At 36.7% G+C, this 14135-nt stretch carries 14 protein-coding genes; 1 reads left to right on the top strand and 13 read right to left on the bottom strand.

What is annotated here, in order from left to right:
• Positions 1 to 21 precede the first annotated feature (21 nt).
• The 13 genes from rlmN to dapF form a co-directional block, all read right to left on the bottom strand.
• On the bottom strand, positions 22 to 1053 hold the full coding sequence (gene rlmN / locus CLOS_RS07380; RefSeq protein ID WP_012159288.1) for a 23S rRNA (adenine(2503)-C(2))-methyltransferase RlmN: 1032 nt from the start codon (positions 1051 to 1053) through the stop codon (positions 22 to 24).
• Between the two features lie 19 nt (positions 1054 to 1072).
• Positions 1073 to 2410, bottom strand: a complete 1338-nt coding sequence (gene rsmB, locus CLOS_RS07375; RefSeq protein ID WP_012159287.1) for a 16S rRNA (cytosine(967)-C(5))-methyltransferase RsmB — start codon at positions 2408 to 2410, stop codon at positions 1073 to 1075.
• Between the two features lie 61 nt (positions 2411 to 2471).
• Positions 2472 to 3164, bottom strand: coding sequence for a zinc metallopeptidase (locus tag CLOS_RS07370; RefSeq protein ID WP_012159286.1), 693 nt, complete (start codon positions 3162 to 3164; stop codon positions 2472 to 2474).
• 4 nt (positions 3165 to 3168) lie between these two features.
• Positions 3169 to 3948: a DUF116 domain-containing protein gene (locus tag CLOS_RS07365; protein WP_012159285.1), complete on the bottom strand. Its 780-nt coding sequence runs from the start codon at positions 3946 to 3948 to the stop codon at positions 3169 to 3171.
• 1 nt (position 3949) lies between these two features.
• Positions 3950 to 4882: a methionyl-tRNA formyltransferase gene (fmt, locus tag CLOS_RS07360; RefSeq protein ID WP_012159284.1), complete on the bottom strand. Its 933-nt coding sequence runs from the start codon at positions 4880 to 4882 to the stop codon at positions 3950 to 3952.
• A gap of 10 nt (positions 4883 to 4892) precedes the next feature.
• Positions 4893 to 5336, bottom strand: coding sequence for a peptide deformylase (gene def, locus CLOS_RS07355; protein ID WP_012159283.1), 444 nt, complete (start codon positions 5334 to 5336; stop codon positions 4893 to 4895).
• Positions 5337 to 5352: 16 nt separating this feature from the next.
• Positions 5353 to 7839: a primosomal protein N' gene (gene priA / locus CLOS_RS07350; protein WP_156774424.1), complete on the bottom strand. Its 2487-nt coding sequence runs from the start codon at positions 7837 to 7839 to the stop codon at positions 5353 to 5355.
• Positions 7840 to 7925: 86 nt separating this feature from the next.
• Positions 7926 to 9125, bottom strand: a complete 1200-nt coding sequence (coaBC, locus tag CLOS_RS07345; protein WP_012159281.1) for a bifunctional phosphopantothenoylcysteine decarboxylase/phosphopantothenate--cysteine ligase CoaBC — start codon at positions 9123 to 9125, stop codon at positions 7926 to 7928.
• A gap of 12 nt (positions 9126 to 9137) precedes the next feature.
• Positions 9138 to 9353, bottom strand: a complete 216-nt coding sequence (rpoZ, locus tag CLOS_RS07340; RefSeq protein WP_012159280.1) for a DNA-directed RNA polymerase subunit omega — start codon at positions 9351 to 9353, stop codon at positions 9138 to 9140.
• Positions 9354 to 9367: 14 nt separating this feature from the next.
• On the bottom strand, positions 9368 to 9970 hold the full coding sequence (gene gmk / locus CLOS_RS07335) for a guanylate kinase (RefSeq protein ID WP_012159279.1): 603 nt from the start codon (positions 9968 to 9970) through the stop codon (positions 9368 to 9370).
• A 29-nt stretch (positions 9971 to 9999) separates the two neighbouring features.
• A complete protein-coding gene (gene remA, locus CLOS_RS07330) occupies positions 10000 to 10281 on the bottom strand; it encodes an extracellular matrix/biofilm regulator RemA (RefSeq protein ID WP_012159278.1) in 282 nt (93 codons plus the stop codon).
• 13 nt (positions 10282 to 10294) lie between these two features.
• Positions 10295 to 11176, bottom strand: coding sequence for a YicC/YloC family endoribonuclease (locus tag CLOS_RS07325; protein WP_012159277.1), 882 nt, complete (start codon positions 11174 to 11176; stop codon positions 10295 to 10297).
• 80 nt (positions 11177 to 11256) lie between these two features.
• Positions 11257 to 12099, bottom strand: a complete 843-nt coding sequence (gene dapF / locus CLOS_RS07320; RefSeq protein ID WP_012159276.1) for a diaminopimelate epimerase — start codon at positions 12097 to 12099, stop codon at positions 11257 to 11259.
• Positions 12100 to 12352: 253 nt separating this feature from the next.
• Between dapF and CLOS_RS07315 the strand changes: the two genes are divergently transcribed.
• Positions 12353 to 14134: an Rqc2 family fibronectin-binding protein gene (locus CLOS_RS07315; RefSeq protein WP_012159275.1), complete on the top strand. Its 1782-nt coding sequence runs from the start codon at positions 12353 to 12355 to the stop codon at positions 14132 to 14134.
• The last annotated feature ends 1 nt before the right edge of the window (position 14135 follow it).

Here is a 14135-nt window from a genome sequence, read left to right as displayed (position 1 = left end):
CCCTTTATTTTATCATTTTTATTAATTTTGTAAATGTTTTCTCCTTAATTGACCGCAGGCTGCGTTGATATCCGCCCCCATCTCTCGACGAACAGTAGTTTCGATTCCAGCTTTTTTTAAAGTGTTTTGGAATTGATGAATCGATTCTATACTGGGTTTTTTATAGCCTCTTTCGTCTACATTGTTTACAGGGATTAAGTTCACATGGCAGAGCATCCCTTTTAACAAATCGCCCAATTCCCTAGCATCCTTATCCCTATCATTGACCCCTTTGATCAATGCGTATTCAAATGTAATTCGACGCCCTGTTTTCTCTATATAATATCTACAGCTATCAATTAGCTCATCGATGGCGTATTTTTTGGCCACAGGCATGGTCTGTTGCCTCAATTCATCATTAGGCGCATGAAGTGATATGGCCAGATTAATGGGAATCTTTAAATCTGCTAAAGTTTTTATTTGAGGAACTAGACCGGAAGTGGATAAGGTAATATGGCGATTTCCTATATTTAATCCATTCTCATCGTTTATGATCTTTAAAAAGTTGATGGTCTCATCATAGTTATGAAGCGGCTCTCCACTGCCCATCAGTACGATGTTGGATATCCTTTCCCCTGTGTCCTCTTGCATCGTTAGTATTTGGTCTATCATCTCTCCAGCTCTCAGATTTCGAACTAAACCATCTAAAGTGGAAGCACAAAATGTACACCCCATGGCACAACCTACCTGAGTGGAGATACACGCCGTTAAACCGTGATGGTATTTCATTACGACACCTTCTATTATATTACAGTCCTCTAGTAAAAATAAATATTTTATTGTACCATCGATACTAGAAATTAATTTTTTTTCAATTTTAATATTTGTGATATAAGTACGCTCCGCTAATTGATCTCTTAGATTTTTAGAAAGATTGGTCATTTCATCAAAGGTTTTTACACCCTTATTCACCCATTGGAAGATTTGTTTTCCACGAAACTTTTTTTCCCCCATATTGGTTAAAATTTCTTCTATTTCTTTTAATGTTAAACTCAATAAATCGATCTTTTCCATATACTTTTGCCTCCAAAACTTATCGAATTCGCTTAAACTTCGCAATAAAAAATCCATCCGTACCATTGATATTCGGATAAAGCTGAATGGTGGCTTTATTCGGTTCCTGTAAGATTATATCCTGATATTCATTATTTAAATGCACCAAAGTATAGTTTTGATGCTGTTCTAAAAACTTTTGTACAATATGGTCATTTTCTTCTGGATTGATGGTACAGGTACTATAAACCAATGTGCCTTCTATCTTTACGTATTGAGCAGCAGTTTTAAGGATTTTGTACTGTAACTCTACAATTGATGTGATATCCTGAGCTTCCTTACGATATTTTATTTCAGGCTTTCTCCGAATAATACCCAGTCCAGAGCAAGGTGCATCTACTAATACCTTGTCCGCCTTATGGATAAAACTTTCATCCAAATGATCTCCACTGAATTTTTCAGTTTGAATGATATGAATCCCCAATCGTTTTGCCGTTCTATCGATTAATTTTAATTTATGCTCATGAATATCTCGGGCGATGATCTTCCCTTTATTGTTCATGAGTTGAGCTATATGTGTTGTTTTTCCGCCAGGAGCACTGCATATATCCATAACCAGTTCTCCTTCTTTAGGAGCCAAGGCTTTTGCCACCAACATTGAGCTGATATCCTGTATTTGAATGTATCCTTTTTTATAGAAATCTGTTTTTTCTATATTATGGATACCTTTTACAACAATAGCTTCTTCAACAATTTTACTCTGTTCCACCACATAGCCTTCTGCTTCCAGAAGCTGGATACAGTCTGCCACAGATATTTTCAAAGTATTGATTCTAAGGTATAAATCCGGTTTTTTGTTATTGGCCTTTAAAAGCTCCTCTACAAAGTTCACATCGAAATGCTTTAAAAATAGCTGAACCAACCATTCAGGATGAGAATATCGAATGGATAAATATTTTATTCGATTCTTCTCTGGCTTTGGCATTTTTATATTGTTCCTGTTTCGTTGTACATTCCTCAAAACACCATTAATAAATCCTGTGGTTTTTTTACAGTATTTTTTAGAAAGATTCACCGTTTCATTGACTGCTGCAAAGCTGGGTACTCTATCTAAAAATAACAATTGGTATATCCCTAACCTCAACAAATTCAGTGTGTATGGGTTCATTTTATCCAGTTGAAAGTTTGAAAATTGACTTAACACATGGTCGATATAGATTTGATTTTCTAAAACGCCGTATACGAGCTCTGTCAGTAAATTTCGATCCAACAGATTATAGGATTCATTATTGAGTTCCTTGTTCAAAGCAATATTAGAAAAAGCCTCATTGACATTGATTTCATACAGCACTTTCAAAGCGCCCTCTCTTGGGTTCATTTATTTTCCTCCTAATCACATAAAATATATAAAATATACAAAAAGGCGTAAATTACGCCTTTTAATCTCTTCTTCTGTCCCTTATCAATAGCAATCGTATCAATTGTGATACTGCTGTAGCCATGGCTGCCACATAGGTAAGTGCCGCGGCGTTTAAAACCTTTTTAGATTGCACATATTCGTCATTTACAATAAATCCGCCTTCATCCAATAACCTTAAGGCCCTACTACTGGCATTAAATTCTACTGGAAGGGTAATCACTTGAAAAAATACCGCAGCGGCAAATAAAAGAATTCCGATATCTATTAATCCAGGCAGAGACATTGCCATCCCTAAGATCACGAAAAACCAAGCCGCTTGAGACCCGATGCTAGCCACTGGAAATATTAGAGTTCGAATGGTCAAAGGTGCATATCCATGGAAATGCTGAATTGCATGACCCGTTTCATGAGCAGCGACGCTGATGGATGCAATGGATGTGCCGTGAAATACATCATTGGATAATCGAACAACTTTTCTTTTTGGATCATAATGATCGCTTAAGTGTCCTGGCGTCAATTCAATGGGTACATCTCTCATCCCATTGTGGTCCAATATATACCGTGCTACTTGAAAACCACTATATCCTTTCTTACTTCCTACTCTCAAATATTTTGCAAAGGTAGATTTTACCTTTGATTGTGCATAAATCGTAAGTAGGATGGAAGGAATTAAAACGATCATCGTTGGATCGAAACCATACATACCGAACATAGTATCACTCCTTCAAATTCGTAAAATGTTTTATCGCTTTCTGTACCTGCCCCATTTCTACTTCTGTATTATGACAAGGACCTTGTGGTCTTTTATTGACCACTGCTAAAATAGGGACATTTTTAATTTCTTGTATGCCACTGATGAGATCGCGTTCACAGGCAATAGCGATGATTGCCTGTGGCTTTTCTTCCATTACGATCTTTCTTGCCAGTGTACCGCCTGTTACGACTCTAGCTTTCACACCAAATTTTTCTTCCAATTCTATTAGGCGCTGTACATTACATTTTCCACATCGTTTACAATTTTTAATATTCGTTGTAACCTTATGAGGACAGAAAGATTTTTGTATGCAATGGGGCGTTAATATTAAAATTTTATTTCCTTCTATGCTATACTCCTGACTCAGGGTCAGTTTATTGTTGAGTTCTATAAACACTCGCCTAATAATATTTTTATCCTTTCCAAAAACCTTTCCAAGAAAAACCATGGACTGGTATATACCCCACCGCGATTGAACCAGAAGTTTTTTGAAAGTGCTGGGTATGGTATAGCCATACTGCAGTCGAATAACAGAATATATAATCGATAGTAATATCAAACAAAATATCATTAAAACCATAATACCCGTTATGAAAATCACGGTATAAAAACTTTGATTTTGCCATTTTACAATAAACGATAGTCCCATTCCCACTAATATCGTCAGGAAAAACATCACCACCAACAGAAAAACAAAATGATTGTATTCTCTGTTTTTCTCCCGTTCTTTTTCGAAGTCCATACTATTCTCCTAAAATGTTGCCTTTTTCAATAGCATTACCAACTAAATAGTCTCTTACACCCATTCTTTTTTTACCACTGAATTGAATTTCTTCAATAGATAGGATGTTTTGGCCTGTGGCAACGAGAATACAATCTTTTTTTACATCGATGATTTTTCCCGGCACTTCTTGAAGTTCACTTTCTATCACAGTACTCTTCCATATTTTCATCACTTGCCCTTCATAGAAAGTAAAAGCCGTAGGCCATGGAATCGTTCCTCTAATGAGATTTTTTATTTCTATTGCAGATTGGCTCCAATCTATTTTTCCAAGGTCTTTTGTCAATATAGGAGCATAGGTGGACTCACTATGATTTTGAGGGATGGCTGTGATCTCGTTGTTTTCAATCAACCCAATGGTCTTTCTCAATACCTGGGCACCTAAGTGCATCAATCGATCATGAAGTTCTCCTGCAGTTTCTTCTGCGCCGATCTCCACTTCTTCCTTTAAAATCATATCTCCTTTGTCTAAACCCACATCCATATACATAGTTGTAATCCCTGTCTTCTTTTCTCCGTTGATGATCACCCAATTAATTGGACCTGCACCACGGTACTTCGGTAGTAAGGATGCATGAACATTAATGCAGCCGTGTTTTGGCAGTTCTAGAATTGCCTTCGGTAAAATTTGCCCGTATGCAACAACAACGATAAGGTCCGGCTTAAGATTTTCTATTTCATTCATAACGTTTGTGTCTCTCAACGTGTGTGGCTGAAATACAGGGATATTATGCGCCAGTGCCTTTTCCTTTACCGGCGTCCTATTCATTTTCTGTCCTCTGCCACTGGGTTTATCTGGCTGTGTAAAAACACCTACGATTTCATGTCCACTATCTATTAGCATCTCCAAACAGGGAACGGCGAATTCTGGCGTTCCCATATAAATAATTTTCATAAATACACCTCTATTTCTTTTCTGCTCTATCTATAAATAGTATTCCATTGAGATGATCAATCTCATGACAAAGTGCTCTTGCCAGGAGTTCTTCTCCCTCAACGATCATTTCATTTCCAAATCGATCGAATCCCTTCACTTTAACTGTTCTGGGTCTTGCCACTTCTTCTGTGATCCCTGGCAAGCTCAAGCAGCCCTCATTGTCACATTGAACGCCGTCCTCTGCTATAATTTCTGGGTTAATCAATTCAATTACACCTTCACCGATATCAATAACAATGACTCTCTTTAAAATGCCTACTTGAGGAGCGGCAAGTCCTACACCATCGGCATCGTACATTGTTTCTATCATATCATCTAAAAGTGTAATGATTTTATCGTCAATGGTATCAACTGGTTTTGAAATCTTTCTTAAAACTGGATCCTCTTCTTTACGAATATTTCTAATTGCCATGGGTCTAACCTCCTGATTAAATTATACTGAGCGGATTTATATCAATGGTACAAGTAATACCCTGGGGAATGTACTTGCTCCTATTATCTATCAATAAATATTTTACTGCCTTTTTTAATAGGGAAAAAGGAATCCCTATATCCTTCAACAAAATTTGATACCGATAGCTTTCTTTTATTTTGCTGATCATGCTGGGGTTTGGGCCCAACAGAATGGCATCTAACTCTTTAAACCCTTCCGAATACAAGATATACTTCATATTAGTTGCTACTGAATTTGCTATGGCATAGACTTGCTTTTCATTTTTTCCCGAAAAATTCAATAGAAGTAAATTGGCGAAGGGTGGATAATGAAATTCTTTTCGAATCATCAACTCATCTTTAACGAAGCTTTCATAATCATGATGAGTGGATGCTACAATACTGTAATGATTTGGTTCATAGGTTTGAAGAATCACTTTCCCTTCCTCTAACCCTCTTCCTGCTCTTCCCGCCACCTGTGTGACCAATTGAAAGGTTTTTTCAGCCGCCCTGAAGTCCGGCAAATTTAAGGTAGTATCTGCAGAAATGATACCCACCAGAGTAACGTTGGGAAAATCCAAACCTTTGGATATCATCTGAGTTCCTATGAGAATATCAATCTCTTGATGTTTAAAGCTTTCCAGTATCTTTTCATGGGCTCCCTTGCGGCTGGTGGTATCCATATCCATTCTCTGAACCTTAGCCTTGGGAAAATTTACCTTGACCAAATCTTCAATCTGCTGCGTCCCAATTCCAGCATATTTGATTTCTTCACTATGGCATTCTGGACATGATTTTACGATATTTTTTACATTGCCACAATAGTGACATTTTAGTCGCTTTTCAGCACTGTGGAATGTCATTGTGATATCACAATACTGACATTTTACTGTATATCCGCAAGCCTTGCAGGATAAAACACTGGAGTGTCCTCTTCGATTTAAAAATAAAATGGTTTGATGATGATTGCTAAGGGTGTCTGCCATTGCTTTTAATAGCTCCGTACTAAAAATACTGGTATTTCCATGGTGAAATTCTTCCGCCATATTAATGACTTCCACTGTAGGAAGGTTGGATTTCATGGCTCTATTCTTCAATGTAATTAAGGTAAAATCGCCCTCAATGGCTCTATGATAGCTCTCTAAGGACGGCGTCGCCGAGCCTAGCACCAATACAGAATTTTCCAGATGACTTCGATATTCAGCAATATGGATGGCATTGTATCGCGGAGTCTGTTCTGATTTATAAGTATGTTCATGTTCCTCGTCGATCACAATCATACCGAGATTTTTAAAAGGAGCAAAAATCGCAGATCTTGCGCCAATTACAATATCTACCTCCTGTCGTAAAATCCGTCGCCATTCATCGTACCTTTCACCATCGGATAGATTGCTGTGCAGGACAGCGATTCTTTCTCCAAACCTTCCCATAAACCGCGAAACAGTCTGCGGGGTAAGGGATATTTCAGGGACTAAAACAATAGCCTGTTTCCCCTTCTTCAGTACCTTTTCGATCAATTGTAGATAAATCTCCGTCTTTCCGCTCCCTGTAACACCATGAATTAAATATGTTTCACTACTTTCATTTTTTATGGAAGCACTAATTTGATCAATGGCCTTTTTCTGCTCTTCATTGGGTTCGAATTTATAAAATGGATCGAACTTTTTATCACCAAATGGATTTCTGCTAATCTCAACATCAATATATTCTATATACCCTTTTTCCTGTAGGCTATTCAAGGATGATCTACTGGTATTGGATCGTTCTAATAGTTCCTTTACACTGATTTCTTTGACTTCCTTTAGCATTTCCAATAATATCTTTTGTTTCTTTGCTCTTTTCAAGGAGCTTATAATGGGCTGCCATTGTTCTTCTTCTATCTTGATGCGAACGTATTGTTCTGTTTTGATATTGATTTTGCTATTCAACTCGTACTTGATATCAATGATGTTCTTTTCTAAGAGTACTTTAATCGATTCGTTGATCTCTTTATAATCGATATGCTGCATCAGTAGATCTAAATATGCACTACCCCCTAAAGCCTGTAGCGTAGTAATGATATTTCTCAGCTTCTTCTGGCTCGATGGAAGGACTTCTTCCCAAGAATGATCCAATAATGTAATTTTCTTTCGCTCTTTATTGACCATACTTTTAGGTATAAAGCAATGAATGGCTTCAATATACTTACATAAATATTGATTGCGCATCCAAAACACCAGTCTCAATTGATCCTCCGATAAAATCGGTTCTTCATCGATGACCGCTAGAACTTTTTTTAGCTTCGAATTCCTACTGTTGCTCTCTATAACATTGAGAACATAGGCTTCTAATCTTTTATTGCCATTGCCAAAAGGAACCATGACTCGGATTCCTCGTTTTACTTTTCGAAATAAATCAGTGGGAATTTCGTAATCAAATAATTTATCCGTTTGGTAACTATTGTTATTCACGATTACCTGTGCTATTTGCATATCTTGCCCCAAACCCCCACCTCCTTGCAATAAAATTCATAAAAGTATACGATAGGTCCATAAAATACAAAAGGACTAGATAGCCCTTTCATATTGTTCTATTTTTCAAATTTCTTTACCTTATCTAGAATTCGATGGGCAATTTCAAGCTTCGTTGATTGATCAATCTTCTCGATTTCTCCATTTTTATCGATGAGATGAACAATGTTGGTGTCTACACCAAACCCAGCGCCATCTTCCGTAATATCATTTGCAACAATGAAATCTAAATTCTTCTTAACAATTTTTGCCTTTGCATTCTCAAGGACATGGTCACTTTCAGCAGCAAATCCTACTAAAATACGATCTCCTTTCAACTCTCCCAGGGTACGTAAGATATCTGGATTCCGAACGAGAGTCAGCGTTAAATTTCCCTCGCTCTTCTTTATTTTACTTTTAGATACTGTTTCTGGACGATAATCTGCAACGGCTGCGGATTTAATAATTATATCTTTATCAGCATAGCTGTTCATTACGGCTTCATACATGTCCAAGGTCGTTTCTACTTTTATGACCTCAACACCAGCTGGTGGACAGATATTTGTCGGCCCACTGACGAGGGTTACTTCTGCACCTCTATCTCTAGCAGCTTCTACAATAGAATATCCCATTTTCCCTGTGGAATGGTTCGTTATGAACCGGACAGGATCGATGGATTCCTTCGTCGGTCCAGCAGTCACCAGAATCTTTTTACCTTCTAAATCTCTATTGGGTTTATGCTTGGTAACTTCCAAAATAAAATCTATGATATCATCCACATCGGCTAATTTGCCTTTGCCAATATCACCACATGCTAGACGGCCAGAGCCTGGTTCAATAAATCCATAGCCTAGCGCGGCTAGCTTTTGAATATTCTGCTGTAATATGGGATTTTCATACATTTTGGTATTCATCGCTGGGGCAAAAATGATCTTTGCCGTAGATGCCATAATGGTTGTGGATAACATATCATCGGCAATTCCATTGGCCACTTTGCCGATGATATTGGCTGTAGCAGGCGCCACTAGCAAAATATCCGCCTTTTGTGCTAACGAAATATGTTCGATATCCCAGTACCTAGGGGTACTGAAGATATCCGTTATTACTGGATTCTGACTTAACGCTTGAAATGTATTGGGATGTACCATTTCTGTTGCAGACTTCGTCATAATAACATCCACATTGGCATTTAATTTTTTTAGTCTGCTGACAATATCACATGCTTTGTAGGCTGCAATTCCGCCAGTAACACCAAGAACAACATTGAAGTTCTTTAACATAAATTCACCTTCTTACTCAATATCAGTTTCATCTTCTCCACTTGTATAAAGCACGTAGGATTCGTATATTTCTTGGGTAGCAATTGATACTGGCTTTTTAGAATAAGGCATCTCAATCTTTGGCACAGCTCCGTCGATTAATTGTCTTGCCCTTTTTGCAGCAGCTACTACTAATGTATATCTGCTATCGACTTTATCTAATAGTTCATTAATTGGTGGGTATAACATTTGATCATCTCCTATTAAAATTTTGATTGTATTTCCTCGGTTCTTCTTAAAACTCTACATTTTTCGGCCCTAATGATGGCCTCGATATCACCTACAGCCTTCAATACATCTTCATTGATAACAGCATAGTCGTATTTGATAAACTGCTCGATTTCTGAAATAGCAGACCCGTGACGCTTTTCAATATCAGCTAGACTCTCTGTACCTCTGCCCACGATTCTGTTTTTTAATTCCTCTAAGGATGGTGGGAGGATGAAAATAAACACGGCATCTTTAAATCGATCTTTGATCTGAAGAGCTCCGACAATATCGATCTCTAACAATACATCATTGCCATCTTCTAGGTTCTTCATAACATATTCTTTTGGTGTTCCGTAATAATTATCGTACACCGTAGCATATTCCAGAAAATCATCATTTTTTATCATCAGTTCAAATTTATTTTTATCTATAAAGAAGTAATTAATACCTTTAATTTCTCCATTTCTAGGTTGTCTTGTGGTAGCAGAAATGGAAACCTTGATTTGAGGGTTCTGATTCAATAACTCCTTACAGATTGTTCCTTTCCCAGCACCGGATGGACCAGATACAACAATTAATAATCCTTTGCTACTCATATACTTCTCCTCTTCCTATCTTCGTAGTATTATTCTCCGTCAACAACCGATTCTATTTCTTTAGAATTATCTTTAGAGTTTAGTCTGTGTGCAACAGTTTCAGGCTGAACTGCAGAAAGAATAATATGGTCACTGTCGGTTACGATTACGGCTCTAGTCCTTCTACCATAGGTTGCATCTATCAGCACGCCTCTTTCCCTTGCTTCTTGGATTACTCTTTTAATTGGCGCTGATTCTGGACTCACGATGGCTACAATTCTATTTGCAGAAACAATATTGCCAAACCCTATATTAATCAATTTGATCCCCATCTTATTTCCCCCTTTACTCAATATTTTGAATTTGCTCCCTCATTTTTTCAATTTCACTCTTTATATTAATCACTAAATTTGCCAAAATTAAATCATTCGCTTTAGATCCGATGGTATTGGCTTCACGATTCATCTCCTGAAGCAAAAAATCTAGCTTTCTTCCAACAGAATCATCTTCCTCCAAAGTATTTTTAAACTGATCGATGTGACTGTATAATCGAACGATTTCTTCTGTAATATTACTTCTATCTGCAAATAGAGCGACCTCTGTAGCAATACGGCTATCATCTAGTGAAAATTCTTCGTTGAGCATTTCTTTAATTCGATCGTTTAACTTCTGTCGGTACTCTTGAATGATCATTGGGCTTCGTTCTTTTACTTTAGCTAGGAAATCCTTTGTCTTATTGAGTCTTTTTAATAGATCTAACTCTAGTTTATTTCCTTCCTCTGCCCGCATTGCTACTAATTGCTTTAAAGCACCATTGAGGGCCTCCTCTAAAGATTTCCATATTTCGTCTTCATTATCCTCTTTTTTCTCTATTCTGATGACATCTGGAAATCGAGCAATCATGGATGTTGTTACATCATTTTCTATAGATAATTCTTCCTCTAATTTCATAAATGCTTTTAAATATTCCTTTGCTAAGGGCATATCCACAGAAATACTGGTATCACTTTCCCCAATATTTTCATAAGTGATATAAACCTCAATGCGCCCCCTCTGTATGTGGGATTTAATAACTTTTCGGATGTTTTCCTCTAAGTATGTAAATTTTTTAGGCATTTTTATACTTACATCCATATATCGATGATTTACAGATTTCAGCTCTACCTGAAAAGATTTGTCCAAAACTTGAGAATCACCTCTGCCAAAGCCTGTCATGCTTTTTATCATAACCTACTCATCCTCTCGTTTGATGTTTCTCGCTTACTATTTTATATTTATATATTCATAATTACAAGAATGATTTTCCATTAATTAAAGAAAAACCTTCCAGAGCAAATATTTTCGGCGGGTCCTTCCATGAATAGATTGCCGGATTCTTTAATTTTAATTTTTATATTTCCACCTTCAACCTCTACATTAACATTGTTATTTACAAGACCTAGCTTATTCGCTACCGCTACAGCACTGGTAGATCCAGTACCGCATGCAAGTGTATATCCCGCTCCCCTTTCCCATGTTCTAACTGCTATATTATCCTTATCGATTCGATGAACAAAATTTACATTTGTTTTCTTTGGAAATATAGCATGTTTTTCTATAAGCGGACCGAAAAACTTGATTTGTTCTAAATCTAGTTTTTCAGTAAAGATAATGACATGGGGTACACCCATGGATACCGCAGTGATGATAAAATCCTGTCCGCCCACTGTAATTTTCTTATTGATAAAATATCCGTCCTCTGATACTACGGGAATCTTTTCAGTATCATAAGTAACCTGACCCATGTTTACTTCTACAGATTTTACCGTTCCCTTTTCCTCTATTATAGCAATCTCTTTGATCCCATCCAAGGTTTCTACAGAAAACTGTTTTGTCCTTAGGAAGCCCTCATCAAATACAAATTTTGAAAAGCATCGAATCCCATTGCCGCACATGGCTGCTATGGATCCATCACTATTGTAATAATCCATTCTAATATCTGCAATAGAGGAGGGATTCACGATGAGAAGTCCGTCGGCACCGATACCAAAATGTCTGTCACAAATTTTTTCAGCCAGCTGACTCAGTTTTTCTTCAAATGGAAAGTCATCATATTTTACTACGATGAAGTCGTTCCCAGTTCCCTGCATCTTTTTAAATTGAACATCCATTAACTACACCCCTTCATGGAATATATATTGATTCCATATTTATTTTAAATTACCTTTATTTTATTACGTTTTATTAATATTTATCTTTTTTCTTATTTTGAGCATTCTATAGTTAAATAAGTTCTCCAAATACAATTGTTTTTTGTTTTTATTACAGATTGGTGTTGGGACATTTATACAATTCATGTATTTCTAGTTTTATTGATTAAATTATGCTATGATGGTTACAAACTAAATAGGAGGTAATGCTCATATGGCTTTAGACGGATTTGTAGTGGCTGCATTAACCCATGAATTAAAATCAGAATTATGCAATGGTCGAATAGATAAAGTTTATCAACCGGAGACGGACGAAATCATTTTAACAGTAAGAAGCAATGGTAAAAATCATAAAATTTTATTGTCTGCCGACAGTAATTACCCTAAGATCCATTTTACAACCTCAAATAAAGAGAACCCTTCCTCACCGCCAAATTTCTGCATGGTGCTCAGAAAACATCTGATGGGTGGAAGAATCGTGGATATTGTACAACCTCAATTTGAGCGGATCGTTAAAATTATCATCGAATCCTTAGATGAACTGAATATTTTAAAATCCAAAGAACTTATGATCGAGATTATGGGAAAACACAGCAATATCATTCTTGTAGATTCTGAAACAAATAAAATCATCGATAGCATTAAACGGGTACCTTTCGATGTCAGTCGATACCGACAGATTTTACCTGGATTACAATATGCTATGCCACCTTCACAGGATAAATTTGATCCTCAAGGAATTTCTATGGAAGACTTTTTATCCATATTGAAGGAAAAAGATCAAAGAACTTCCCTGTACAAGGCTTTATATACAAGCTTTCATGGTATATCCCCACTGATTTCTAGAGAGATCTGCTTTGTCTCTTCAATAGATGAAGATATCCTATTGACGAATTTAAGTGAAGATAATTTAAAATCAATTTATAGTTCCTTTTTATACTTAATGAACCAAATTAAAAACCATAATTTTAGCCCATCGGTTTATTTAGATGAAGCCTCTGGCAAGTACATCGATTTTAACGCTATAGAAATTTCCCATCTCCGGTACTATACACGAAATTCTTTCGAATCGGTGAATGAATTACTGGAAGGCTTTTATCTTCAGAGAGCCTCCAAGGAGAGAATGAAACAAAGAACTGTTGATCTTCGTAAAAGTGTTTCTCTAAAGCTGGATCGATTGTATAACAAATTGAATAATTTAAATAAGGACCTAGACAATGCCCATGAGTCAGAAAAATATAAGCTTTATGGAGATTTGATTACGGCAAATATTTATCAGGTACCAAAGGGAGAAGAAGAAGTGGAATTGATTAATTATTATGATGAAAATTGCAGTTCCATTACTATTTCTTTAGATAAACGCCTCAGTCCTGCACAAAATGCCCAACGATACTTTAAGCTTTATAGCAAAGGTAAAACCGCATTGATTCAAGTAAACCATCAGATAGAAAAAACACAAGAAGAAATTCATTATCTGGAACAAATTCTTGTGAGCATCGATCAATGCACGCACCTTTCCGATATCGAAGAAATTCGTGCAGAACTTGAAGAAACTGGTTTTATAAAAAAGAGAGCGGTGAAAAAGGGCGCTAGCTCTAATCAAAATAAAAAATCCAATTATCTAAAATATATGTCTTCTGAAGGTTTGGAGATCTTGGTGGGTAAAAACAACAAACAAAATGATGAAATTACCTTTAAGGTATCCGCTAAAGAAGATCTTTGGTTCCATATTAAAGATCTGCCCGGTTCCCACGTCATATTAAAAAAGGGTGAGAATTCTCCTACGGAACAATCTATTTTAGAAGCAGCAACCTTAGCTGCATACTATAGTAAGGCAAAGGATTCTTCCAAGGTTGCCGTTGATTATACGGCAAGAAAGAATGTAAAAAAACAAAGTGGCGCTAAGCCAGGGATGGTAAATTACGTTGATTATTCTACAGTATTGGTCGATGGTGATGAACGATCTATTGCAGATATCCGTAAAATTGATGCTTAAT

It is taken from the genome of Alkaliphilus oremlandii OhILAs (genome assembly GCF_000018325.1).
Taxonomy (GTDB): domain Bacteria; phylum Bacillota; class Clostridia; order Peptostreptococcales; family Natronincolaceae; genus Alkaliphilus_B; species Alkaliphilus_B oremlandii.
Note: the sequence above shows the minus strand (reverse complement) of the source record. Positions and strands in the feature narration are given on the sequence as shown.

Coding starts and splice junctions, on each gene's coding strand:
- CLOS_RS07365 (WP_012159285.1), bottom strand. CDS start 3,948: ATGGACTTCGAAAAAGAACGGGAGAAAAACAGAGAATACAATCATTTT.
- CLOS_RS07325 (WP_012159277.1), bottom strand. CDS start 11,176: ATGATAAAAAGCATGACAGGCTTTGGCAGAGGTGATTCTCAAGTTTTG.
- remA (WP_012159278.1), bottom strand. CDS start 10,281: ATGGGGATCAAATTGATTAATATAGGGTTTGGCAATATTGTTTCTGCA.
- dapF (WP_012159276.1), bottom strand. CDS start 12,099: ATGGATGTTCAATTTAAAAAGATGCAGGGAACTGGGAACGACTTCATC.
- CLOS_RS07370 (WP_012159286.1), bottom strand. CDS start 3,164: ATGTTCGGTATGTATGGTTTCGATCCAACGATGATCGTTTTAATTCCT.
- gmk (WP_012159279.1), bottom strand. CDS start 9,970: ATGAGTAGCAAAGGATTATTAATTGTTGTATCTGGTCCATCCGGTGCT.
- rlmN (WP_012159288.1), bottom strand. CDS start 1,053: ATGGAAAAGATCGATTTATTGAGTTTAACATTAAAAGAAATAGAAGAA.
- rpoZ (WP_012159280.1), bottom strand. CDS start 9,353: ATGTTATACCCACCAATTAATGAACTATTAGATAAAGTCGATAGCAGA.
- CLOS_RS07315 (WP_012159275.1), top strand. CDS start 12,353: ATGGCTTTAGACGGATTTGTAGTGGCTGCATTAACCCATGAATTAAAA.
- def (WP_012159283.1), bottom strand. CDS start 5,336: ATGGCAATTAGAAATATTCGTAAAGAAGAGGATCCAGTTTTAAGAAAG.
- fmt (WP_012159284.1), bottom strand. CDS start 4,882: ATGAAAATTATTTATATGGGAACGCCAGAATTCGCCGTTCCCTGTTTG.
- coaBC (WP_012159281.1), bottom strand. CDS start 9,125: ATGTTAAAGAACTTCAATGTTGTTCTTGGTGTTACTGGCGGAATTGCA.
- rsmB (WP_012159287.1), bottom strand. CDS start 2,410: ATGAACCCAAGAGAGGGCGCTTTGAAAGTGCTGTATGAAATCAATGTC.